Annotated in this window: 14 protein-coding genes; 6 read left to right on the top strand and 8 right to left on the bottom strand. The window is 65.1% G+C overall.

The window, feature by feature from the left end; genetic code table 11:
- The first annotated feature begins 3 nt into the window (after positions 1 to 3).
- The 3 genes from JOD97_RS20280 to JOD97_RS20270 all read left to right on the top strand — a co-directional run bounded on the left by JOD97_RS20280 (position 4) and on the right by JOD97_RS20270 (position 6,323).
- Complete coding sequence (locus JOD97_RS20280; protein ID WP_209722261.1) at positions 4 to 4,428, top strand: DEAD/DEAH box helicase; 4,425 nt, start codon at positions 4 to 6, stop codon at positions 4,426 to 4,428.
- 171 nt (positions 4,429 to 4,599) lie between these two features.
- Positions 4,600 to 4,806, top strand: a complete 207-nt coding sequence (locus JOD97_RS20275; RefSeq protein ID WP_209722259.1) for a hypothetical protein — start codon at positions 4,600 to 4,602, stop codon at positions 4,804 to 4,806.
- A gap of 203 nt (positions 4,807 to 5,009) precedes the next feature.
- Positions 5,010 to 6,323, top strand: a complete 1,314-nt coding sequence (locus tag JOD97_RS20270) for a family 1 glycosylhydrolase (protein WP_209722256.1) — start codon at positions 5,010 to 5,012, stop codon at positions 6,321 to 6,323.
- Positions 6,324 to 6,329: 6 nt separating this feature from the next.
- Here the strand turns inward: JOD97_RS20270 and JOD97_RS20265 are convergent, their stop codons facing one another.
- The 5 genes from JOD97_RS20265 to JOD97_RS20245 all read right to left on the bottom strand — a co-directional run bounded on the left by JOD97_RS20265 (position 6,330) and on the right by JOD97_RS20245 (position 14,184).
- The gene (locus tag JOD97_RS20265; RefSeq protein WP_209722253.1) at positions 6,330 to 7,094 is read right to left on the bottom strand and encodes an SDR family oxidoreductase; all 765 of its coding nucleotides are present in this window, start codon (positions 7,092 to 7,094) and stop codon (positions 6,330 to 6,332) included.
- A 57-nt stretch (positions 7,095 to 7,151) separates the two neighbouring features.
- Complete coding sequence (locus tag JOD97_RS20260; RefSeq protein ID WP_209722250.1) at positions 7,152 to 9,326, bottom strand: phosphocholine-specific phospholipase C; 2,175 nt, start codon at positions 9,324 to 9,326, stop codon at positions 7,152 to 7,154.
- A 244-nt stretch (positions 9,327 to 9,570) separates the two neighbouring features.
- Positions 9,571 to 11,007: an alginate export family protein gene (locus JOD97_RS20255; protein WP_209722248.1), complete on the bottom strand. Its 1,437-nt coding sequence runs from the start codon at positions 11,005 to 11,007 to the stop codon at positions 9,571 to 9,573.
- Positions 10,994 to 11,887, bottom strand: a complete 894-nt coding sequence (locus JOD97_RS20250; protein ID WP_209722245.1) for a glyoxalase — start codon at positions 11,885 to 11,887, stop codon at positions 10,994 to 10,996. The genes JOD97_RS20255 and JOD97_RS20250 overlap by 14 nt, the downstream gene beginning before the upstream one ends.
- Before the next feature lie 164 nt (positions 11,888 to 12,051).
- Complete coding sequence (locus tag JOD97_RS20245) at positions 12,052 to 14,184, bottom strand: amylo-alpha-1,6-glucosidase (RefSeq protein WP_209722242.1); 2,133 nt, start codon at positions 14,182 to 14,184, stop codon at positions 12,052 to 12,054.
- Between the two features lie 273 nt (positions 14,185 to 14,457).
- On the opposite strand from JOD97_RS20245, the gene JOD97_RS20240 reads away from it, so the two are divergent.
- On the top strand, positions 14,458 to 15,804 hold the full coding sequence (locus tag JOD97_RS20240) for a glycoside hydrolase family 27 protein (protein WP_209722239.1): 1,347 nt from the start codon (positions 14,458 to 14,460) through the stop codon (positions 15,802 to 15,804).
- A gap of 101 nt (positions 15,805 to 15,905) precedes the next feature.
- On the opposite strand, the gene JOD97_RS20235 is transcribed toward JOD97_RS20240, so the two are convergent.
- Positions 15,906 to 16,295: a nuclear transport factor 2 family protein gene (locus JOD97_RS20235; RefSeq protein WP_209722235.1), complete on the bottom strand. Its 390-nt coding sequence runs from the start codon at positions 16,293 to 16,295 to the stop codon at positions 15,906 to 15,908.
- Between the two features lie 80 nt (positions 16,296 to 16,375).
- Between JOD97_RS20235 and JOD97_RS20230 the strand changes: the two genes are divergently transcribed.
- The gene (locus JOD97_RS20230; RefSeq protein WP_209722231.1) at positions 16,376 to 17,344 is read left to right on the top strand and encodes an AraC family transcriptional regulator; all 969 of its coding nucleotides are present in this window, start codon (positions 16,376 to 16,378) and stop codon (positions 17,342 to 17,344) included.
- Positions 17,345 to 17,383: 39 nt separating this feature from the next.
- Here the strand turns inward: JOD97_RS20230 and JOD97_RS20225 are convergent, their stop codons facing one another.
- Together JOD97_RS20225 and ssb are read right to left on the bottom strand one after the other, a co-directional pair.
- Positions 17,384 to 18,547, bottom strand: coding sequence for an ATP-binding protein (locus JOD97_RS20225; RefSeq protein ID WP_209722229.1), 1,164 nt, complete (start codon positions 18,545 to 18,547; stop codon positions 17,384 to 17,386).
- Positions 18,548 to 18,781: 234 nt separating this feature from the next.
- Positions 18,782 to 19,279 (bottom strand): single-stranded DNA-binding protein, encoded by a 498-nt coding sequence (gene ssb / locus JOD97_RS20220; RefSeq protein WP_209722226.1) that lies wholly within the window; start codon positions 19,277 to 19,279, stop codon positions 18,782 to 18,784.
- Between the two features lie 321 nt (positions 19,280 to 19,600).
- On the opposite strand from ssb, the gene uvrA reads away from it, so the two are divergent.
- Entirely contained in the window at positions 19,601 to 22,447 is a 2,847-nt protein-coding gene (uvrA, locus tag JOD97_RS20215; RefSeq protein WP_209722223.1) for an excinuclease ABC subunit UvrA, read from the top strand.
- The last annotated feature ends 10 nt before the right edge of the window (positions 22,448 to 22,457 follow it).

Raw genomic sequence — 22,457 nt, 5'->3', positions numbered from 1 at the left:
CTGATGAAACCGCGTGAAAATATTGATATCTGGCATGAGTTCCATCCCGCCGTGGCGGCCTGGTTCCGCGCCAGCTTCGCCGCCGCCACCGAGGCGCAGCAACGCGCCTGGCCGCTGATCCAGGGCGGCCGGACCACGCTGATCGCCGCGCCGACCGGCTCCGGCAAGACGTTGACGGCCTTCCTGGCCGCCATCGACGCGCTGGTGCGCGAGAGCGGCGAGGCGCCGCTGCCCGACCAGACCCGCGTGCTGTACGTGTCGCCGCTCAAGGCGCTGTCGAACGATATCCGCGTCAACCTGCTGGCGCCACTGGAGGGCATCGACCGCGAGCTGGCGGCGCTGCAGCTGCCGCCGCATGGCATCCGCGCCGCCGTGCGCACCGGCGACACCACCCAGGCCGAGCGCAACGCCATGCGCCGCAAGGCGCCGCACATCCTGGTGTCGACGCCGGAGTCGCTGTACGTGCTGCTCGGCTCCGACAGCGGACGCGCCATGCTGGCCGGCGTGCGCACCGTGATCGTCGACGAGATCCACGCCGTCGCCGGCGGCAAGCGTGGCAGCCATTTGTCGCTCAGCCTCGAACGGCTCGACGCCCTGTGCGAGCGGCCGCCGGTGCGGGTCGGCCTGTCGGCCACGCAAAAGCCGTTGTCGGCGGTGGCGCGCTTCCTGGCCGGCGCCAAGGACGGCAATCGCGGCGACTGCGCGGTGGTCGACATCGGCCACGTGCGGGCGCGCGACCTGGGGCTGGAACTGCCGCCGGTGCCGCTGGAGGCGGTCATGCCCAACGAGGTGTGGGAGCGCGTCTACGACCGGCTGGCCGAGCTGACCGCCCTGCACCGCACCACGCTAGTATTCGTCAACACGCGGCGCATGGCCGAGCGCATGGCGCGCCACCTGGCCGACCGCCTCGGCGCCGAACACGTGGCCGCGCACCACGGCAGCCTGGCCAAGGAATACCGGCTCGACGCCGAGCAGCGCCTCAAGCGCGGCGAGCTGCGCGTGCTGATCGCCACCGCCTCGCTGGAGCTGGGCATCGACATCGGCGACGTCGACCTGGTATGCCAGATCGGCTCCCCGCGCGGCATCGCCGCCTTCCTGCAGCGGGTCGGGCGCTCCGGCCACCACGTCGGCGGGCTGCCCAAGGGCCGCCTGTTCCCCACCTCGCGCGACGACTTGATCGAATGCGCGGCGCTGCTCGACTGCGTGCGCCGCGATGAACTCGACGCGCTGCGCATCCCGGTGGCGCCGCTCGACGTCATGGCGCAGCAGATCGTCGCCGAGGTGGGCGGGCGCGAATGGCGCGAGGACGACCTGTTCGAGCTGATACGGGGCGCCGCGCCCTACGCCGCGCTGGAGCGGGCGCGCTTCGACGCCGTGCTGCGCATGCTGACCGAAGGCTACACCGGACGCCAGGGCGTGCGCGGCGCCTACCTGCACCGCGACGCCGTCAGCGGCACCGTGCGCGCGCGGCGCGGCGGCCGGCTCACCGCCGTCACCTCCGGCGGCACCATCCCCGACAACGCCGACTTCACCGTGGTGCTCGAGCCGCAGGGCCACAACATCGGCACCGTGCACGAGGACTTCGCGGTCGAAAGCCTGGCCGGCGACGTTTTCCAGCTCGGCAACACCTCGTACCGCATCCAGCGCGTGGAGGCGGGCAAGGTGCGGGTCGAGGACGCGCACGGCGCCGCCCCCAACATCCCGTTCTGGCTGGGCGAAGCGCCCGGCCGCAGCGACGAGCTGTCGGCCGGCGTGGCGCGCCTGCGCGGCGAGATCGACCGCCTGCTGGGCGAAAAGGAAGGCGCCGCCGCCCTCGAGCACGCGGTCGACTGGCTGTTCGAGCACCTCGGCCTGAACGACGACGCGGCCGGCCAGATCGTCGACTACCTGGCCCGCGCGCGCTCGGCGCTGGGCGCGCTGCCGACCCGCGACACCTTGGTGATGGAACGCTTCTTCGACGCCTCGGGCGGCATGCAGCTGGTGCTGCACTCGCCGTACGGCAGCCGCATCAACCGCGCCTGGGGGCTGGCGCTGCGCAAGCGCTTCTGCCGCACCTTCAACTTCGAGCTGCAGGCCGCCGCCACCGAGGACGCCATCGTGCTGTCGCTGTCGGACACCCACAGCTTTCCGCTCGACGAGGTGTGGCGCTATCTGCGCTCGGCCAGCGCCGAGCATGTGCTGATCCAGGCGCTGCTCGACGCGCCGCTGTTCAACGTCCGGTGGCGCTGGAACGCCACCACCGCGCTGGCCCTGCCGCGCTACGCCGGTGGACGCAAGGTCGCGCCGCAGCTGCAGCGTATGCGCAGCGACGATCTGCTGGCCGCCGTCTTCCCGGACCAGGCGGCGTGCCTGGAGAACATCGTCGGCGAGCGCGAGCTGCCCAGCCACCCGCTGGTCGATCAAACGCTCGACGACTGCCTGCACGAGGCGATGGACAGCGAGGGCTGGCTGGCCCTGTTGCGCCGCATGGAGGCGGGCGAGGTGCGGCTGCTGTCGCGCGACCTGCCGGCACCGTCGCCGCTGGCGATGGAGATCCTCAACGCCCGGCCCTACGCCTTCCTCGACGACGCTCCGCTGGAGGAGCGCCGCACGCAGGCGGTCATCAACCGCCGCTGGACCGACCCCGCCTCCACCGACGACCTGGGCGCGCTCGACGCCGGCGCCATCGAGGCGGTGGCCGCCGAAGCGTGGCCGAACCCGCGCAACGCCGACGAGATGCACGAGGCGCTGATGTCGCTGGCCTGCCTGACGGCGCGGGAAGCGGCGGCCGGCGACGGCTGGAACGCGCTGCTGGCGGGGCTGGCCGCCGGCGGCCGCGCCACGCGACTGCGCAGCGGCGGCGCCGACCTGTGGGTGGCGCTGGAGCGGCTGGCGTGCCTGCGCGCGGCCTACCCGGACGCCGTCGCCACGCCGGCGCTGACGATCCCCGAGCGCCTGGCCGCCAACGACGGCGACGAGCCGTGGACGCGCGACGCGGCGCTGGTCGAGATCCTGCGCGCGCGCCTGAGCGGCTTCGGTCCGCGCCCGCTGGCGGCCATCGCCGCGCCGCTCGGCCTGTCCGAAGGCGACGCCGCCATCGCCCTGGCGCGGCTCGAAAGCGAAGGCTATGTGATGCGCGGCCGCTTTACCCCGGGCGTCGCCGACGAGGAATGGTGCGAACGGCACCTGCTGGCGCGCATCCACCGCTACACCATCAAGAGCCTGCGGCGCGAGATCGAACCGGTCGAACGGCAGGATTTCATGCGATTCCTGTTCGAGTGGCAGCACCTGGCCGAAGACGCGCGGCTGCGCGGCAGCGACTCGCTGCCGACCATCCTGGCGCAGCTGGAGGGCTACGAGGCCGCCGCCGGCGCCTGGGAAAGCGACCTGCTGGCGCTGCGCGTGCAGGACTACTCGATGCTGTGGCTCGACGACTTGTGCCGCGCCGGCAAGGTGGTCTGGACGCGGGTCGGCGCGCCGGCCAGCGCCGCCGGCGGCCCGGTGCGCGCCACGCCGCTGGTGCTGCTGCCGCGCCGCCAGCTCGGCCTGTGGCACGCGCTGCCGGCCGTCGCCGCCGAAGTGGAGGTGTCGCCGCGCGCCGCGCGCGTGCTCGAAGCGCTGCGGCGCGAAGGCGCCATGTTCTTCGACGAACTGTCGCGCGACGCCAGGCTGCTGCCGGTGGAGCTGGAAACCACGCTGGGCGAACTGGTGGCGACGGGGCTGGTCAACGCCGACAGCTACGCCGGCCTGCGCGCCATGCTGATGCCGGCGAATAAACGCGCCACGATGGACAAGCGGCGCCGCCGTGGCGCCGGCCCGACGATGGAGGAAGCGGGCCGCTGGGCGCTGGTGCGGCGCGCCGACGGCGTCACCATCACCGAGCGGTACACCGGGCTGGCGGTCGACGCAAGCGGCGACGATGCGGCCGCGCCACCGCCACCGCCGCCAACCGCGGCGCAAGCGCGCCCGCCTGCGCGCAAGCCGCGCACCGACCCGCAAACGCTGGAGCACATCGCCATGACCTTGCTGCGCCGCTACGGCGTGATGTTCTGGCGCCTGCTCGAGCGCGAGGCCGCGTGGCTGCCGCCGTGGCGCGAGCTGCTGCCGGTGTACCATCGGCTGGAGGCGCGCGGCGAGATTCGCGGCGGGCGTTTCGTCGCCGGCCTGTCGGGCGAGCAGTTCGCGCTGCCCGACGCGATTCCGCTGCTGCGCGAGATGCGCCGGCGGCCGCACGACGGCGGTTTCGTCTGCATTTCCGGGGTCGACCCGCTCAACCTGTGCGGCACCCTGCTGCCGGGCGACAAGGTGCCTGCGCTGGCCGGCAACCGCGTGCTGTTCCGCGACGGCCTGCCGGTGGCCACCATCGTCGCCGGCAAATTCCGCTACCTGCAAGCGCCCGACCCGGCCGAGCGCGAACTGCTGCACGCCCAGTTGGTCGCGCGGCGTTAAGCCGGGAAAATCCGGCCGCCGTCGGGCGGGCCTGTCTGTGCGGATGGCCACCTTGCCGGCGAAGCGTTGTGCGGTTCTAACGCTTTAATTTCCAATGCGAATTGTGCCAACCTGAACCGGGCGGGTTCGATACGATTGTAGATCGACACCTGCACGTATCAAGGACAACACATGGAATACTCGGACCTCAGCATCGCCATTCAGATCCGCACGCTCGCGGCGATCCGCCAAGCCGAAACCCTGCGCGCGCGCGGCCACATCGCGCCGGACAGCGCCGAGGCCAGGAAGTGGACGGAGGAAAACCCGCTGCTGACTTTCGTTCCGCAGGTCATACAGGAGCTAAGACAGATCACCGAAATCCTCAAGCAGGAGTACTGACCCCGCCGGGGCCACTGGCACAAGCGACAATCTAAAGCACGTAGGGCGGATTAGCGCAGCGTAATCCGCCAAGCGCCGTCGACGGCTCGTGGCGGATTACGGCGTCCCGCCTAATCCGCCCTACAAAATCGGTTTGAAGTGGAACATCAATCGACCGTTCGACGTGATATATTATTTTCACACGCAGTGGGTAGGAGCGAATCGTGTTTTCCGGCTTTATGTTCGCCACTGGAATCGAAAACAGCATTCCGACCGTCGACCACGGCAAAACCCGTGTCGATGAGATGGAAAAGTGCGGCCACTACCGCCACTGGCGCACCGATTTCGATCTGGTCCAGCAATTGGGCATCCGCGTTCTGCGCTACGGCGCGCCGCTGCACAAAACGTGGCTCGGGCCCGAACGCTACGACTGGTCGTTCGCCGACGAGACCTTTGAAGAACTGCGCCGCCGTAACATCATCGTCATCGCGGACCTGTGCCATTTCGGCGTCCCCGACTGGGTCGGCAACTTCCAGAACCCCGATTTCCCCGAGCTGTTCAGCGTCTACGCGAAGGCCTTCGCGGCGCGCTACCCTTGGGTCCAGCTCTATACGCCGATTAACGAGATGTCGATCTGCGCCCTGTTCTCCAGCCTGTACGGCTGGTGGAACGAGCAACTGACCACCGACCAGGGTTTCGTCGCCGCCCTCAAGCACATCGTCAAGGCCAACATCCTGGCCATGCGGGAAATCCTGCTGGTGCGGCCGGACGCCCTGTTCATCCAAAGCGAATCGAGCGAGTACTACCACGCCGAAAATCCGTACGCGATCGGCCCCGCCGAATGCCGCAACGCGCGCCGCTTCCTGTCGCTCGACCTCAACTACGGCCGGCGGGTCGATTCGCAGATGTACGAATACCTGCTCGACAACGGCATGACGCGCGAGGAATACCATTTTTTCCTCAACAATAACCTGAAACACCACTGCGTCATGGGCAACGACTATTACCAGACCAACGAGCACTATGTGGCGGCCGGCGGCACCACCTCCGCCGCTGGCGAGATCTTCGGCTACGCGCTAATCACGCGGCAGTATCACGACCGCTACCGCTTGCCCGTCATGCACACCGAGACCAATCTGAACCAGGGAGCGCGCGGCGACGAGGCGGTGCGTTGGCTGCGCAAGGAATGGGCGAATGTCCTGCGGGTGCGTAACGACGGCGTGCCCATCGTCGGCTTCACCTGGTATTCGTTGACGGACCAGGTGGACTGGGACACCGCCCTGCGCGAAAACAACGGCACCGTCAATCCGCTCGGCCTGTTCGACCTCGATCGCAACATCCGTCCCGTCGGCGCCGCCTACCGCGACCTGATCCAGGGCTGGCGCGCGGTATTGCCGACCCAGAGCGTGTGTCTGAAGGTACCCGTGGCGCTGCCGCTCGAGTATCCCGAGGGCGCCATGATCCCGTTGGACCATGGCCGGCGCCCGTACTTCGAAAGCAGCGAGATCGCCACCGCCGCGCCGAAGAATACCCAGTAGCGTTTTTTACGTGCGATTGATCGACACGCCGCCATCGGCCGTCAAGCAGGTGCCGGTGGTGAAGCTCGACGCGTCCGATGCCAGGTAGAGCGCGGCCTGGGCGATCTCCTCCGGCCGCGCCAGCCGCTTGAGCGCGTTCAGGCCCTCGACAAAGGCGCGCGCTTCCGGCGTGTCGCAGACGGCGCGTCCCATCGGGGTGTCGGTGCCGCCAGGAAGAAGCGCGTTGGCGCGGATGCCGCGCGTGCCGTATTCGACCGCGATCACTTGCATCAAGCCGACCAAGCCGGCCTTGCTGGCCGCGTACGCGCCCATGCCGGGAAAGCCGGCGCTATACCCGACAAAGGACGACGTGAAGATGAGCGAGCCGCCGCCGCGCTCCAGCATCGCCGGAATCTGGTATTTGGCGCCCAGGAAGGCGCTGGTCAGGTTGGTGGCCAGCACCGCGTCCCAGGTGGCGACCGGGATCTCGGCCGTCGGCGCGGCCTCGCCGACGGCGCCGGCGTTGTTGAAGGCGATATCGAGTCCGCCAAAGCGGCCCACCGCCACCTCCACCAGGGCGCGCGCCAGCTGCTCGTCGCGGACATCGCCGGCGACGGCGACCGCCGCGCCGCCATCACGCCCGATCTCGTCCACCAACGCGTCAAGGTCGGCCTGACGGCGCGCCGTCACCACCACCCGCGCGCCCTGCCGCGCGAACAATTTCGCCGCCTCGTAGCCGATGCCCGAGCTGGCCCCCGTGACGATCGCCACTTTTCCCGCTAACTGGTTCATGCTGTCTCCCTGTTGAATGGATCGAGCTGCCAGCTTAGGAGAGCGGTCGATGCGGGGCTATCCGTTTCTTGCTGCGCTTTCGTCGGCAGGCAGGCTTGCCGATGCCACGTACAGCATCGGATCGACGCGGCTGTCACGACCGGTTTCCACGTGGCCGGCGACGCGGCGCAGCCATTGCGGGTCGGCGTCGCAGGTGACGCTGAAATCGTACCAGCCGAAGCTGCCCGACAGATCACAGGGCACCAGCAAGGTCTGGGCGGCCACCACGCGGTGGCTGGCGGTCGCCGTGCCGTACGCGTTGTCGGTGATGGTGAAGCGGCACGCCTGCCGTCCCTCCAGGTTGGACAGCACCAAGCTGATATCGCCGCCCACCCGGTCGTAGCGCGTCAGCAGTTCCGGACGCGCGCCGCCGGCGATGGCCAACGCGCCCTTGAACCGCCGCAGGTAGCCGTTGGCGCCGTGCGCGCTGAGGTCATAGGCGGCGCCGGTCCAGTTCCAGCTTTCGTGGTCGATCGATTTGCCCGCTTCGACCGTGTAGTACCACGGGCCGTCCTTGCGCAGGCTGGAATACACAATAAACGCGGCACCGGCCTGGCCGCTGTTGGCGAAGCTCAGTTCAAACTGTTTGCCGCCGGCCAGGCGGCCCTGCACCGCCAGTTCATACGGCAGCGCGCAGGCCGGGCGCGGGCCGGCGCTGGCTGGATCGATCTCCTGGCGCGGCAAGGTTTGCACGGCCGGCGGCATCGGATACGGTTTGCCGGAGACGCGCCGGTCGGCCGCCGTCCTCGGCACGCTGGCCGGCCAGGCGCTGTTGGGCGTGCGGAAGTCGAAGGCGGACGTAAGGTCGCCGCAGACCGCGCGCCGCCACGGCGAGATCAGGTCGCATTGAACCTTGGCGCGGTCCTTGCCAAGGCCAGCCACCAGCCACTCCTCGAGGAAGCGCAGCTTGGAGGTGTGGTCGAACAGCTGCGAGCATACGCGCCCGCCTTTGCTCCACGGCGAAATCACCAGCATCGGCACGCGCGGTCCCAGTCCCATTGGCTCGCCTTTGTAGGTTTCGTGCCTGCCGATGTCGGACAAGGTGGTCTTGCCCATGCTGGCGTCAAGCGGCGCCAGGTCGGAAGGCACGTGGTCGAAGAAGCCGTCGTTTTCGTCGTACATCAACAGGAACACGGTCTTCGACCAGACCTGCGGATTGGCCACCAGCGCCGACAGCAGGCGCGCGGTGATGTTTTCGCCGGCGTTGGGCGAGTTGGGCGAATGCTCGGTGTAGTCGTTGGGGGAGCAGATCCAGGATACCTGCGGCAGGCGGTTGTTACGGACGTCGTCGGCGAACGCTTCGACCAGCCAATCGCCCTTGGTGCCGGCGGCGTTGGCGGCGGTGGACCCGGGCGCCAGCGCGCGGCCCTTGCGGTACAGCGGCGAGTTGGCGTCGAGGCGGCTGCCGTCGGCGTTGACGCGGAAGTTCCTGAAGTAGGCCAGGTAGTTGTCGCCGTAGTTGTCCCATTCCTGGTAGACCTTCCAGCTGACCTGGTTCGCTTCCAGCACTTCGGCGTAGGTGCGCCAGTTGGGCGCTGCGGCGATGACGCCGGGCGAGATGTTGTCCAGCGCTGGATCGCCGTTGAAGCGTTGGGCCGCGTCGACGTTATACAGCTTGCCCATGTTGTCGATCCAGCCCTGGTTGCTGCCGGTGAGCGAGTACAGGCGGTTTGGATCGGTGGCGCCGAACACGGAGCAGTGATAGGCGTCGCAAATGGTGAAGGCGTCGGCCAGCGCGTAGTAGAACGGCAGGTCGCCGCGATCGAAATAGCCCATCGTCTGCGGCGTCTTTTTTTGCACCCACGCGTCCCAGCCTTGCCAGGTGCTTTGCGATCCCTTCCACGAGTGATCGGTGCCGAGCGACAGCGCGCTGGTGTTGTTGGCGTCGAAGTGGAAGGGCAGCACGTGGCCGCCCTTGCCGTCCGGCTGGTACCACACCGGGCGGCCGTCCGGCAGCGTGATCGCGCGTGGGTCGTTGAATCCGCGCACGCCGGCCAGGGTGCCGAAGTAATGGTCGAAGGAGCGGTTCTCCTGCATGAAGATGACCACGTGTTCGACATCGGCCAGGGTGCCGGTGGCGTTGTTGGCAGGGACGGCCAGCGCCTGGCGAATCAGGTCGGGGAAGGTGGACGTGGCGGTCACGCCCGCGCCGGCGGCAGCGAGGCGGAGGAATTTACGGCGGCTGATGGACATCGAAGGCTCTCTGTGATCGGCGAGGACGTGCCGATCGCAAGATGATAGCCATAAAATATGACCGGATTATTTCAACGAAGCGCACATCTGGAGCACCACATCTCTGTCACACATCTAAAACACGTAGGGCGGATTAGCGAAGCGTAATCCGCCATGCATGCGTGTCGACGGCTCACGCAATGGCGGATTACGGCGTTCCGCCTAATCCGCCCTACGTGTTGCCGTATTTCCGTGGTCCTCCCCATCACCACCCGAACTTTAATTCCATGCCCAGGTAGTTGGCGCTGCGGCCGCCGGCCGCGCGCAGGCTGTCGCCGGCCTGGAAGTGCACCGCTTCCAGTGACGCCGTGACGTTCGGACTGACCACCCAATCAGTGCGCAGCTGCGCGTAGGCGCCCGTCCAGCGGTCTCCCTGCCCCGCCGTGCGCGGTACGCCCGCCATGCTTTGCACATACACCGCGTCGCCGGTGGTCTGGCGCCATTGCATGCCCAGCGCCGTCGTTACGCTGAGCGCCTTGACCGGCTTGACCGTCACCGATGGCTTCAGGTGAATCAGGTTGCTGTAGCCGGTCAGCCCCGCCAGCGAGAAATAGTAGCCGTTGGCGAACAGCGGATTGAAGGTGCCCAGCTTGCCGTCTCCCGCGTGCCTGTCGCCCGAAGCCATGTCGAACTGCACGCCGACGCGCGGACTCCACACCGTCTTCGCGAACGTGTAACCGGCGATCGAGCCGATCGCCCACGCCGAAACGCGCTTGGCACCGACCTCGCCGTGCTGCAGCATGCCTTCCACGTCGAAGTCGGCGTTGCCGCTCTTGCCGCTGTAGCGCATATCGTAAACATCGCGGCGCTCGTCGCCGGCGGCGTCGAGGAAGCGGGCGCCGTCGCGCCGGTAGCGCGAGTAGTAGCCCGACAAGTCGCCCGGTCCCAGGCCCTGCCGCTCCAGCCGGATGCCGTTCAAGGTCAAATGGCCGTTGGAGTAGTCGTCGAAGCTGTCGACGCTGCGGTTCTGCACCGGCTGCGTGACATAGCCGATCAGCCGCCACGGGCCGTGTTCCCAGTCGGCCCACACGCCGTCGAACGCTTGCCGCACGTTCGGGCCGTCGCGCACGGCGATGAAGCGCTGCAGGTCGAAGGCCATTTCCTGCCGCCCCGTGCGCACCTTGACGGCGCCGTCGGCGGTCGGCACCGACACGGTCATGAACAGCTGCTCGACATCGAGCTTGTCCTTGTCCGGCGGCGCGATCGATTTCTTCTGGAAGGCGCGGGCGTCGACCAGTTGGCCGAACACCTGCACATAGCGGCCCAGGCGCAGGTCCGCGTGCACGTTGGCGCGCTGGATCACGTAGCCATCCGCCTGCGCGGCGCCGGCGCCGAACAGCGGCGTGGCGATGTGCTCATAACGCTCGCGCAGGCCGCCGCCGAGCGACAGATAAGACAGCCCGTCCTCGCCGAGCGGGATGTATTTCAGGCCGTCGAGCGGCTGGCGCGGCAGGCACGGATCGGCCAGCACGCCCCAGTTCTCGTTCCAGCGGTTGAAGTTGACCGCCGGGCGCTTGACGTCGCACGCGGCCGGCGCCGCCGCGTCGGCGCCCGGCGCCAGAACCTGCGCACCGGCCGCGCCGCCGACGACCAGCGCCAGCACACCGCCGCATAGCCGCGATGCGTGCCTATTTGGCCGCATCGTGGATCTCGCTGATGTAACCGCCCGGGAACTGCAGCATTGCGCTGGCGTTGCCCTTGCTGGTCTTGTACGGCGGCGACAAAACCGTCACGCCATTGGCGGCCGCCTTGGTCAGGGTGGCCGCCATGTCGTCGACTTGATAGCCGGTGGTCTCCCGGCCGAATGGGAATGGCAATTTGCCGTCGCTGACGAACACCGTCATCTTGCCGAAGTTCGAGGTCAGGTGGACGCGGCGAATCTGCTCGCCGGCGCGGCCGATCTCGCCGCCGTCGACCTTCTCGTCGGCCACGATCTTCGCGTGCGCGAACTGCTTGAACTGGCCGATGAACTTGTCGGCCGAGACGCGCGAGACATACACGCGGTTGTCCGGCACCGAGTGCAGCGGCGCGTACGACGGCGCCTTGGTGTGCCAGTACAGCTGCATGTTGACGCCGCCGGCCCACTGGATCAGCACATCCTTGCCGATCGGGTCGTCGAACGGTTCGACGGTGACGTCGGCGCCCGCTTCCACCGCCGCCTTGGTGGCGTCGTTGATGTCGGTGACCAGGTAGCCGGTGCGCTCGGTGCCAAAGCCATATGGGATCGGGGTCTGGAAGGCGAACACCGACAGCATGCCGACCGGCGTTTGCACATATTGCGAGGCGGTCTTGCTCGGCGTCGGCGTGACGGTGAACACCGCACGCGGCGAGGCTTTGCCGCCGAAGGTGTTGACGAAACTGGTGACGAAGGCGTCGATATCGGCGTTCTGCACGTAGACGTGGGTGGTGTCGTACTGCGGCGCGACGGCGACGTCCGGCGCGGCGTGGGCCAGCGCCGGCAGCGTCAGGGCGAAGGCGATGGCATACGAGGCGATATGGGTGCGGATCGAAGGAAGTGGCATGGAAAGCTCCTGGAAATGGTGGCGGGCCGGGACAACCCGGCGCGGCTTGAGCGCGGTGTGCCCGGCGCTCCCGCATCCATTTCACTATACGCAGAGGCGGCGTATTTTTAACCTGCCATTAGCCCAGGTAATCCATCCACAATTGGGGTTGGCCCCGGCCGGCGCTAGCGCGCGTAGCTCACCTCGTATTGCTTGCCGCCCTCCAGCGTCATTTCGTAGGCCCCGTTGCCCAGGCTGCGAATGGCGCCCTGCCGGCTGCGCGGCGTCTTGCCGCTGTTGAAACGCAGCACACCCCGGCCGCCTACGGTCGCGACCTTGATGCGCGTGTCGCTGGCGTACACGGCGATGTCGCCTTGCGGCGTCGGCACCTTGCCTTCTATCCATTTGAGGCCGCCCAGCTTCGGTTCGACGACATAGCTGGCGTAGCCGGGACTGGTCGGCCGCACGCCCAGATAGTATTTCCCCAGCAGGTAGGCGGGACTGGCGCCCCAAGCATGGCACAAGCTCTTGCCGAACGCCTTGCCGTACATCGCGTAGTGCTCCACGCCCTTCTGCTTCGGATCGTATTGTTCCCAGAAGCACGTGGCGCCGTCGCGCAGCATGCCGCCCCAGTAATCCTTGATCTGCGTAGTGACGTAATCGTGCTGCCCGAGCTCGGCGAGCGCCGCCAGTTCGTAGAAGCGCATGTAGGGTGTGGTGATGGCCGGGACCTTGCCGCTCATCAGGGCGTTGCGCTTGACGGCCTCGCTTTGGGCGGCGTCCAGATAGCCGAACATCAGGGCGAACATATTGGGATGCCGGGTGACCATCTTGTTCACTTGCCCCTTCACGCGGCTGTGGACGAACACCTGTTGTTCCTTGTCCCAGAAGGTGGCCATGATCTTGGCCTTCAGCTCCGACGCCAGCTGGCGGTATTGCGCCGCCTTCCGCTGATCGTTCACGACTTCGGCGCTGGCGGCCATCGATTCCAGGCTGCGGGCGAACAGCAGCTGGATAACGCTCAGCTCGCCATCCTTGGGCATGTCCGCCCAATCGACGAACACCCAGTCGCCGGCCAGGCCTTCCAACATGCCGTTGGCGTTTCTGCGGCCGAGGACGAAGTCCATCAGCGTCACCATGCGCGGATAGATGCTTTTCACGAAGGCGGCGTCGCCCGTGTACTGGTAGTAGTCCTGGATGCCGATGAACCAGTACAAGGAGTAATCCAGAATGGTGTTAACGTGCATATCGACCGGATCGGCGCCCCGCAGCGCGCGCGTGGTTCTTTTCACCGTGTCGCCGTCGAAGAACGAGTAGTAATTCATCAGATAGGTCTGCACGGCGTCGCCCGACCACACCCAATGGTCGCGCTTGATGCCGTCGAGGAAGAAGGCGCGGGTGTTCAATTCCAGCGTACGGATCGACACGTCCCAGATCTTGTTCAACTCGTCGTCGGAGCTCTTGAAGGTGCCGCGCCGCGTCAGCGGCAGGTATTCATACAGCAGCGACACGTCGTCCGCGCTCATGCCCTCGGCCAGCTGGATGTTGACGTAGCGCAGCGCGCGCGAGCGGTTCGAGACGAAGTCGCCGTTGTGGCCGTCGACCGTGAAGTGGTCGAGCGTCTCGGATTTGTCCGGCGACAGCGCCTCCTCCTTCGATTCGCCATAGTAGAAAGAAACCTTGCCGCTGCCCTTGAGGTTTTTCAGTTTGACGAAGCCGATCGTTTCCTGTCCGAAATCCACCAGCATGGAGCGCCGGCCGCGCTCGATGCTGGCGGCGGACACCTCTTGGGTCGCCAGCTTGAAGCGGGACGGGGGCCGGTCGGCGGCGTCGAAATTCCAGCTACCGGCCAGCACCGCGTTGGCGTCCTCGGGCGGCCGGTTGGGCGCCGCCGCGACCGTCCAGGCCGCATCGGAATGGATGGTCTTTCCCTGCACGTAGATGGACGGCGGCGCCGCCGCGTTGTGCACCTGCACACTGATCAGGTGTTTGCCCGCCGGGACGACGATATGGCGCTGGTCGCCCTGGACGAACTGGCCGTCGATGACGGTCGCGTACGTGCCTTCGGCATCGACCGTGATCTCCTCCGGCGCGTCCAGGTTGACCCGCCGCGTGAAATGGATCAGCGGCTGGTGGCCATAAAGACGCCAGAACGGCATGAAATGGGCGTCGCGCTCGTTGCGCTGGACCTGCAACTGGTTGCTGAGCCAGATCTCGAAGTCGCCCGGATACCAGATCCACGTGGCGCGTTCGGCCGCCTGGGCGGCAAGGCAGGACAGCGAGATGACTATCCCGCAAATAATAGAAATCAAACGCATCGTCGTATCGCATCCTCATTGGCGGCAGAGCGACGAGTATAGCCAGATTCGGTTATCGATAATTTTGATCCCTGATGGCCGACCAAATAATCATCAACTTGAGCGGATCGCGGACTTGGCACGGGTGGCGCGGTACCGCGGCTAGTCCTTTTTGCACAATGAATAGAAATTTCAGGATAGATGCTGGCTTGGCGACGGCCCCCGCGTTAAGCTGACGGCCGGTTAAATGTTGCCACCCTGTCCTGACAAACTCACTACAAGGAATAAATATCTATGGCTGATAGTACCCGCCGCGCCCTGCTGGCCGCCGCCACCTTCACGGGCCTGGTATCGCTCGCCCCATTTAGTCTGGCATCGACGGCGCGGCCGTCCAAAGGCAAGGCGGGTTTGGCGCCGACACCGCCGATGGGGTGGAACAGCTGGAATTCCTTTGCCACCACCATCAATGAAGCCCAGGCGCTGGAAAATGCGCGGATCATGGCGGACAAGCTGCTGCCATCGGGTTACAACGTTTTCACCGTGGATATCCAGTGGTACGAACCTAACGCCAACAGTTATACCTACCGCGATAATGCCGAATTGAGCATGGATGAATACGGGCGCCTGCTGCCGGCGCCCAATCGCTTCCCGCGGGGATTCGCCGCGCTGGCCAACGATATTCACAAGATGGGAATGAAATTCGGTATTCACCTGATGCGCGGGATTCCACGCCAGGCGGTCAAGCGCAACACGAAAATCCTAGGCACGCCCTACCGCGCGCAGGACATTGCCAACGTCAATTCGATTTGCGAGTGGAATGGCGATATGTACGGCGTCGACATGACCAAGCCGGGCGCCCAGGCGTATTACGATTCCGTGTTCAAGCTGTACGCATCCTGGGGCGTGGACTTCATCAAGATGGACGACATGTCCCGGCCTTACGCCCTCAACTGGCCGGAGGTGGAGGCGGCGCACCGGGCGATCGGCGCGGCCGGGCGGCCGATGGTGCTGAGCCTGTCACCGGGCGAAATGGACCTGCGCTGGGCCGGCCACGTGCCGCGCTACGCGCAAATGTGGCGCATCTCCGACGACTTCTGGGACGAATGGAAGCTGCTGAAAGACCAGTTCGACCGCCTGGAGAACTGGAACCCCTTCATGGGCCCGGACTCGTGGCCCGATGCCGACATGCTGCCGCTGGGCCGGCTGGCGCTGGGCGAGCGCGACACCAAATTCACCCGCGACGAACAACAGACGCTGATGACCCTGTGGTCGATCGCGCGCTCGCCGCTGATCATGGGCGGCGACCTGCGCCACCTCGATCCATGGACGTTGGGCTTGCTGACGAACCCGGAAGTACTGGCGGTGAACCAGCGCAGCGCGGCCAACCGGCCGCACAAGGCGGAGCCAGGCACGCGCATCTGGAGCGCGCGTCCCGCCGATGGCAAGGGACTATATCTGGCGCTGTTCAACACGGCGGACCAGCCGGCGGAAATCGCCTTCGACCTGTCGCGCCTCGACTTGGGCGGCAAGCGCGTGGCTTGCCGCGATCTGTGGGCGCGGCGCGACTTGCCGGCGGTGACGGGCACGCTGCGCCAGACGCTGCCGGCGCACGGTTCGGTGTTGCTGCATCTCTCCGCCTGATAGGTCGCTTGCTGACCTGTCGGCGCCCAAGCGGCGTCGGTCAGGCGCCTTTTTGAACGTTCGAGGACGGCGATCGCGTGAGCGGGCGCGGTCGCGACGGATCACCGCCCCCAGAACACGTCTTCCTGATTTTGATCGCTGGAGAACAGCCGCACCTCGACGATCTTGCCGCCCTCGATGCGAATCAGGTCGACGCCCGGCTGCTTGAGCGTGATGCCATTCGCCTCACCAGCGAACTCCAAGGTGATGACCACCCAGTCACCATTGGCCATGTAGTGGTCCGCGCGGCTGATCGTGAACGTTCCGTTGGACACTGCCATCATCTTGCCCAGCATCGGTCCGACCACAGCCATGCCACGGTGCGTACCGGAAAACTGGTGGTTGCCGGGCTGGTGCCAAACCACGTCGGGCGAAATAATCCTGCCCAGTGTGGCTTGGTCGCCCGTTTGCACGGCCGTGATGTAGGTCTTGGCGATGTCGATGTTGTTCATGCTGTGCTCCTGTAGCTGCGGTTGTCGATGACGGTTATTATTGGACTTTGCCGGCTAAATTAAACGGTCGAACCTGGACAATGACTGATACTTTTAAGACATTCGCTGCCAAACGGGGGCCATACACGACGCAGAAGCCGGCTTACGCCACGTCGGCGGGCTCGAAGGCGGGCGGCGATATTCAACGTCTGGGCTATCGACCGCAAGCGCCTTACCAGCTCGATCTGGAAGTCTTCACCATGGCCGACTTGAGGCGTCGGGGCGGCAAGGAAGTGCGCGCCACGCATCGGTACGAATTCCATACCTTGGTGTGCGTCACGCAAGGCGTATGCACCCAGGTGGTCGACTTCGAGCCCGTCTCCTGTAAGCCGGGGTCGCTGCTTGTCGTGCGGTCGGGGCAGGCCCACAACTATGGGCGGGATGAGGATTGGGACGGCTGGAACGTTCTGTTCCGCCCGGAATTCGTCCTCCCCGTATCGACGACGCCTCGCGATCCCAGGCACGCGGTCGATCTGGTGAGGCTGCCGCAACACGTGCTCCTGAGCAGTCAGGAACTGCGGCAGGTGACGGACTCGATCCAGCAGATGGGCGAGGACACGGTGATCGACGCGCCGCTGGAAGATGCGCATGCCCTGCTGCGCCACCAGCTTCATGCGCTGTTGACGCGGCTGAGCATTCTGCACGGCAGGCAGCAGGCGCGGGAGCGGGTGAACTCTCCCGCGTCGCAGCGCTTCCAGCGTTTCCAGCAGCTGGTGGATGAGCGCTTCGTCCAGTGTCACCAGGTGGCTGACTATGCCAGCCAACTGGGCTACACGGAAAAGAGCCTGGCGCGTGCCGTGACGGCGGCGACGGGCATGAGCGCCAAAGCCTTCATCGCCGCGCGCATCAACCTGGAAGCGAAACGCCTGCTGGTGCATACGGCCATGTCCGTCGCCATGATCGCGGAGAAGCTGGGCTTCGAGGAAGCCACCAATTTCAGCAAGTTTTTCAAGCGGGAGGCCGGCTGCACCCCGGCGGAGTTTCGACGGCGGCAGCGGGATGCGAACTGACTGCCACCTCGGGCGCTATTTCTCGCCTTTTCTGCTAAGTTATAGGCCATTTAACAGCCCATCGGCCGCCAGAATGTCCGCAACTATTTGTTCTTCGATGGCATACACTCCACGTGCGGCTCTCCAGATCAATTTCTTCTCTTGAAGAGCAAGGAGCGCTTGTTGAACGCCGGGCACATCGATTCGTACCTCGTCCTCGATTTGTCCGGCTAACTGCAGACCTCTGCGATATAAGTCCATGGTCGACGCCTCAAACGGCGCGTAATTGCTCCCGGTTACCGCCATCACCCGCAAGACCACTTGTTGAATGGGGGTCAAACTGTGGATCGCCTTCCGTTGTACCTGACTAATTTCACTTGCCAACTGCCGTACTTCGTTTTCGAACATGTCCGGGCCGGTCTCCGCGCTGACTTCGAAATTGAACCGCAGCGTATCCGCCGCGGAACCCAGCAATTCAGGACGGTAACCCGCCTCAACAAACAGGGGCCAAATTTTTTCAGGGGACAGTGGGAACGGCAGCTCCGCTTTTTGACAAAACCACTCGATGAAATCTTTGCCAAGCATGGGGAAATTGACCATTGGCGCACCGTAAAATGCCTGGTCCTTACTGTTTCGAAGCATCGCCAGCTTGTCCCGATTTGATCCGGTGCAAACTACCCGCAAGCCATGGTGATGCGTGCTGTTCAATTCATCACGCGCAGCCTTCAAAGCGAACAAGGCGGCAATACCCGCGTCGGTCGTTATGGCGTGTTGCGCTTCGTCGATGATCAGGACGATCACCTGCCGCGTCTCATCAGACAGCGCCACAAGCGCGTCGGTCAAGGATACGTCCTTACCCACCCCGACGCGGTCGAGGTCGAAATTCATGGCGCTACCGATAGCGATCTTGCTTAACCCGGAGGCCTTCGCCAGGCGCATGACGACACCAGCCCTTGTGGCCAGCGCGGCGCGAATGGCAGTGACGATGACCGCTCCTGGATCTGTCGTCGGGTTTGCCCACAAATCAGCGTAGACGACAAGGGCGCCAGCGTGCTCAAAGGCCGGTCTCAGGTCTTCTCTGACGAATGTCGACTTGCCGGTGCGCCGTGGGGCCGCGAGAAACACCCCCGAACTGGCGGCGCTACCGACGGCGACAGTCAACACTTGCTTGGCTATCCGCTCCGCCAACGTTGGGCGGTGGAACAACTCTGGTGCGTGGGACATGATGGCATCTCCCGCTTTATAGACAATTATAAAATGATTATAGACCGATTATTTTTGCCCGCACTTTGACCCGCCTGACCGCTAACTCCATGTCATCCTCCAGTGTTAAACAGATTTGCATGGCATGTAACTTGTAGAGGATGATCAATTAAATTTTTAACTACCCAAAAAGCAAAAACCCCCGCAGAGCGGGGGCCTTTTGCCAAAACTTTACAAATTACGCTCTGGTGTAAGTCAGAACGGAATGTCGTCATCCATATCCGAGAAGTTCGGCGCCGGCTTCGGTGCCGGACGTGGCGCCGGAGCGGCCATCTGCGGACGCGGTGCCGGAGCCTGGCGCTGTGGTGGGGCATCGTAGCCGCCGCCGTCGTCCATGCCGCCGCCGTCGCCCATGCCTTGACGGCCACCCAGCATTTGCATCTGCTCGGCGATGATGTCGGTCGCGTATTTCTCTACGCCATCCTTGTCGGTGTATTTGCGGGTCTGCAGGCGGCCTTCAACGTAGACCGACGAGCCCTTTTTCAGGTACTGGCCGACGATTTCCGCCAGGCGGCCGAAGAACGAGATGCGGTGCCATTCGGTCTGCTCTTTCTGCTCGCCGGTGTTGCGGTCCTTCGATTTGTACGATGTCGCCACAGCAATGTTGGCGATCGCGTCACCGCTAGGCATGTAGCGAATTTCCGGATCGCGACCCAGATTGCCGACGATGATGACTTTGTTGACTGATGCCATGTATAAAACTCCTGAGTAACGACGGCCGCGCGGGGCGGGCTGTTTGTTATGTGCTAAAGGGCGATTATAGCATCGCCGGTGGCCCAAATCCGCGTCCTTGGCGGCTCATGGCGGATTACGGCGTGCCGCCTAATCCGCCCTACGTGGCTCCGTAGCCGATCCGCAACCGTTTGCTCGGTTCGGTAAGGCGGGTTGAAACGCCGCAAGAAAATACTGGTATTATATACAGTGTCAAGCCCCGAGCGCGCGATGTAGATCAAGCCCGGCGCATATATACCCAAACCCGGCTATAGTTACGGGTTGACTCTAAAGGCCAAATCAATGGAACAGATCCGCATCCGCGGCGCACGCACGCACAACCTCAAAAACATCAATCTCGACCTCCCGCGCAACAAGCTCATCGTGATCACCGGCCTGTCCGGCTCGGGCAAGTCGTCGCTCGCTTTCGATACGTTGTACGCCGAGGGCCAGCGCCGCTATGTCGAGTCGCTGTCGGCCTACGCCCGCCAGTTCCTGCAGCTGATGGAGAAGCCCGACGTCGATCTGATCGAGGGCCTGTCGCCGGCCATTTCGATCGAGCAGAAGGCTACCTCGCACAATCCGCGTTCGACCGTCGGCACCGTGACCGAGATCCACGATTATCTGCGCCTGCTGTACGCGCGCGTCGGCACGCCTTACTGCATCAACCATCCGGACCAGGCGCTGGCCGCGCAGACGGTCTCGCAGATGGTCGACGCGGTGCTGGCCATGCCCGCCGACACCAAGCTGATGATCCTGGCGCCGGTGGTGGCCAACCGCAAGGGCGAGCATTCCGACCTGTTCGAACAGATGCAGGCGCAGGGCTTCGTGCGCTTCCGCGTGCAGAGCGGCACCAACGACGCCAAGATCTATGAAGTCGACGATCTGCCCAAGCTGAAGAAAACCGAGAAGCACACCATCGACGTGGTGATCGACCGCGTGAAGGTGACCGCCGACATCAAGCAGCGCCTGGCCGAAAGCTTCGAGACCGCGCTGCGCCTGGCCGACGGCCGCGCCGTGGCGCTGGAAATGGACAGCGGCACGGAGCACGTCTACTCCAACAAGTTCGCCTGCAACACCTGCGGCTACTCGCTGCAGGAACTGGAGCCGCGCCTGTTCTCGTTCAATAACCCGATGGGCGCCTGCCCGGAGTGCGACGGCCTCGGTCACATCGAGTTCTTCGATCCGAAGCGCATCGTCGCCTTCCCTAACCTGTCGCTGGCTTCCGGCGCGGTCAAGGGGTGGGACCGCCGCAACCAGTTCTACTTCCAGATGTTGTCCAACCTGGCGGCGTACTATGAATTCGATCTGGACCTGCCGTACGAGCAATTGCCGAAGTCCGCGCAGGAAGTCATCCTGCACGGCTCGGGCAAGACGCAGATCCCGTTCACGTACGTGAATGAGCGCGGCCGCACCGTCGTCAAGGAGCACGCGTTCGAGGGCGTGGTCACCAATTTGGCGCGCCGCTACCGCGAGACCGATTCGATGGCAGTGAAAGAGGAACTGGCAAAGTTCATCAACGAGAAAAAGTGCCCGTCGTGCGACGGCGCGCGCCTGCGCATCGAGGCGCGCTACGTCAAGGTCGGCAGCGGCAAGCAGGAACGGGCCATCTACGAGATCGCCGAGAAGCCGCTGCGCGATACGCTGTCGTTCTTCGAGCAGTTGAAGCTCAAGGGCGCGAAGAAGGAGATCGCCGACCGCGTCGTCAAGGAGATCATCTCGCGCCTGCAGTTCCTTAACAACGTCGGCCTCGATTACCTGTCGCTCGACCGCAGCGCCGATACGCTGTCCGGCGGCGAGGCGCAGCGCATCCGCCTGGCGTCGCAGATCGGCTCCGGCCTGACCGGCGTGATGTACGTGCTCGATGAGCCGTCGATCGGCCTGCACCAGCGCGACAACGACCGCCTGATCGAGACCCTCAAGCACCTGCGCGACATCGGCAACAGCGTGCTGGTGGTGGAGCACGACGAGGACGCGATCCGCACCGCCGACTTCATCGTCGACATGGGCAAGGGCGCGGGCGTGCACGGCGGCGACATCATCGCCCAGGGCACGCTCAAGGACATCCTGAAGAACAAGCAGTCGCTGACGGCGCAGTATTTGAACGGCACGATGAAGATCGCGGTGCCGAAGAAGCGCCACATCGCCGATCCGGACAAGCAGCTGGTCATCACCGGCGCCACCGGCAACAATCTGAAGAAGGTCAACCTGAACCTGCCGGTCGGCCTGATGACCTGCGTGACCGGCGTTTCCGGTTCTGGCAAGTCGTCGCTGATCAACGATACGCTGTATCCGGCGCTGTCGCGCCACCTGTACGGATCGCAGACCGAGCCCTCGCCGCACGACTCCATCAGCGGCCTGGAACACTTCGACAAGGTGATCGCCGTCGACCAGGCGCCGATCGGCCGCACGCCGCGTTCCAATCCGGCGACCTACACCGGTTTGTTCACGCCGATCCGCGACCTGTTCGCGACGGTGCCGGTGGCCAAGGAGCGCGGTTACAGCGCCGGGCGGTTCTCGTTCAACGTCAAGGGCGGCCGCTGCGAGGCGTGCCAGGGCGACGGCGTGATCAAGGTCGAGATGCACTTCCTGCCGGACGTCTACGTGCCGTGCGACGTCTGCCACGGCAAGCGCTATAACCGCGAGACGCTGGAAGTCCAGTACAAGGGCAAGAACATCACCGAGATCCTCGACATGACGGTGGAGGACGCGCACGAGTTCTTCAAGCCGGTGCCGCTGATCGCGCGCAAGCTGCATACACTGTTGGACGTGGGCCTGGGCTACATCAAGCTCGGTCAGAGCGCGACCACCTTGTCGGGCGGCGAGGCGCAGCGCGTCAAGCTGTCGCTGGAGCTGTCCAAGCGCGACACCGGCCGCACGCTGTACATCCTGGACGAGCCGACCACCGGCCTGCACTTCCACGATATCGATCTGCTGCTGAAGGTGATCCACCGTCTGCGCGACCAGGGCAACACGCTGGTCATCATCGAGCACAATCTGGACGTGATCAAGACGGCCGACTGGATCGTCGACCTGGGACCGGAAGGCGGCGCGGGCGGCGGCAAGATCATCGCCGCCGGCACGCCGGAGGATGTGGCCAAGAACCCGGCCAGCGTCACCGGTAAGTATCTGGTGCCGCTGCTGAAGTAATACCGATAGC

It is taken from the genome of Duganella sp. 1411 (assembly GCF_017833525.1).
Taxonomy (GTDB): Bacteria; Pseudomonadota; Gammaproteobacteria; order Burkholderiales; family Burkholderiaceae_D; genus Rugamonas.
The sequence above is the reverse complement of the archived record's forward strand: the minus strand, read 5'-3'. Positions and strand labels throughout refer to the sequence as shown.

Bases quoted from the DNA above. Each gene is read 5' to 3' on its own strand.
- JOD97_RS20260 (WP_209722250.1), bottom strand. From the start codon at position 9,326: ATGTCCATCAGCCGCCGTAAATTCCTCCGCCTCGCTGCCGCCGGCGCG.
- JOD97_RS20255 (WP_209722248.1), bottom strand. From the start codon at position 11,007: ATGCGGCCAAATAGGCACGCATCGCGGCTATGCGGCGGTGTGCTGGCG.
- JOD97_RS20265 (WP_209722253.1), bottom strand. From the start codon at position 7,094: ATGAACCAGTTAGCGGGAAAAGTGGCGATCGTCACGGGGGCCAGCTCG.
- JOD97_RS20245 (WP_209722242.1), bottom strand. From the start codon at position 14,184: ATGCGTTTGATTTCTATTATTTGCGGGATAGTCATCTCGCTGTCCTGC.
- JOD97_RS20250 (WP_209722245.1), bottom strand. From the start codon at position 11,887: ATGCCACTTCCTTCGATCCGCACCCATATCGCCTCGTATGCCATCGCC.
- ssb (WP_209722226.1), bottom strand. From the start codon at position 19,279: ATGGCATCAGTCAACAAAGTCATCATCGTCGGCAATCTGGGTCGCGAT.
- JOD97_RS20280 (WP_209722261.1), top strand. From the start codon at position 4: ATGAAACCGCGTGAAAATATTGATATCTGGCATGAGTTCCATCCCGCC.
- JOD97_RS20235 (WP_209722235.1), bottom strand. From the start codon at position 16,295: ATGAACAACATCGACATCGCCAAGACCTACATCACGGCCGTGCAAACG.
- JOD97_RS20275 (WP_209722259.1), top strand. From the start codon at position 4,600: ATGGAATACTCGGACCTCAGCATCGCCATTCAGATCCGCACGCTCGCG.
- JOD97_RS20230 (WP_209722231.1), top strand. From the start codon at position 16,376: ATGACTGATACTTTTAAGACATTCGCTGCCAAACGGGGGCCATACACG.
- JOD97_RS20225 (WP_209722229.1), bottom strand. From the start codon at position 18,547: ATGTCCCACGCACCAGAGTTGTTCCACCGCCCAACGTTGGCGGAGCGG.
- uvrA (WP_209722223.1), top strand. From the start codon at position 19,601: ATGGAACAGATCCGCATCCGCGGCGCACGCACGCACAACCTCAAAAAC.
- JOD97_RS20240 (WP_209722239.1), top strand. From the start codon at position 14,458: ATGGCTGATAGTACCCGCCGCGCCCTGCTGGCCGCCGCCACCTTCACG.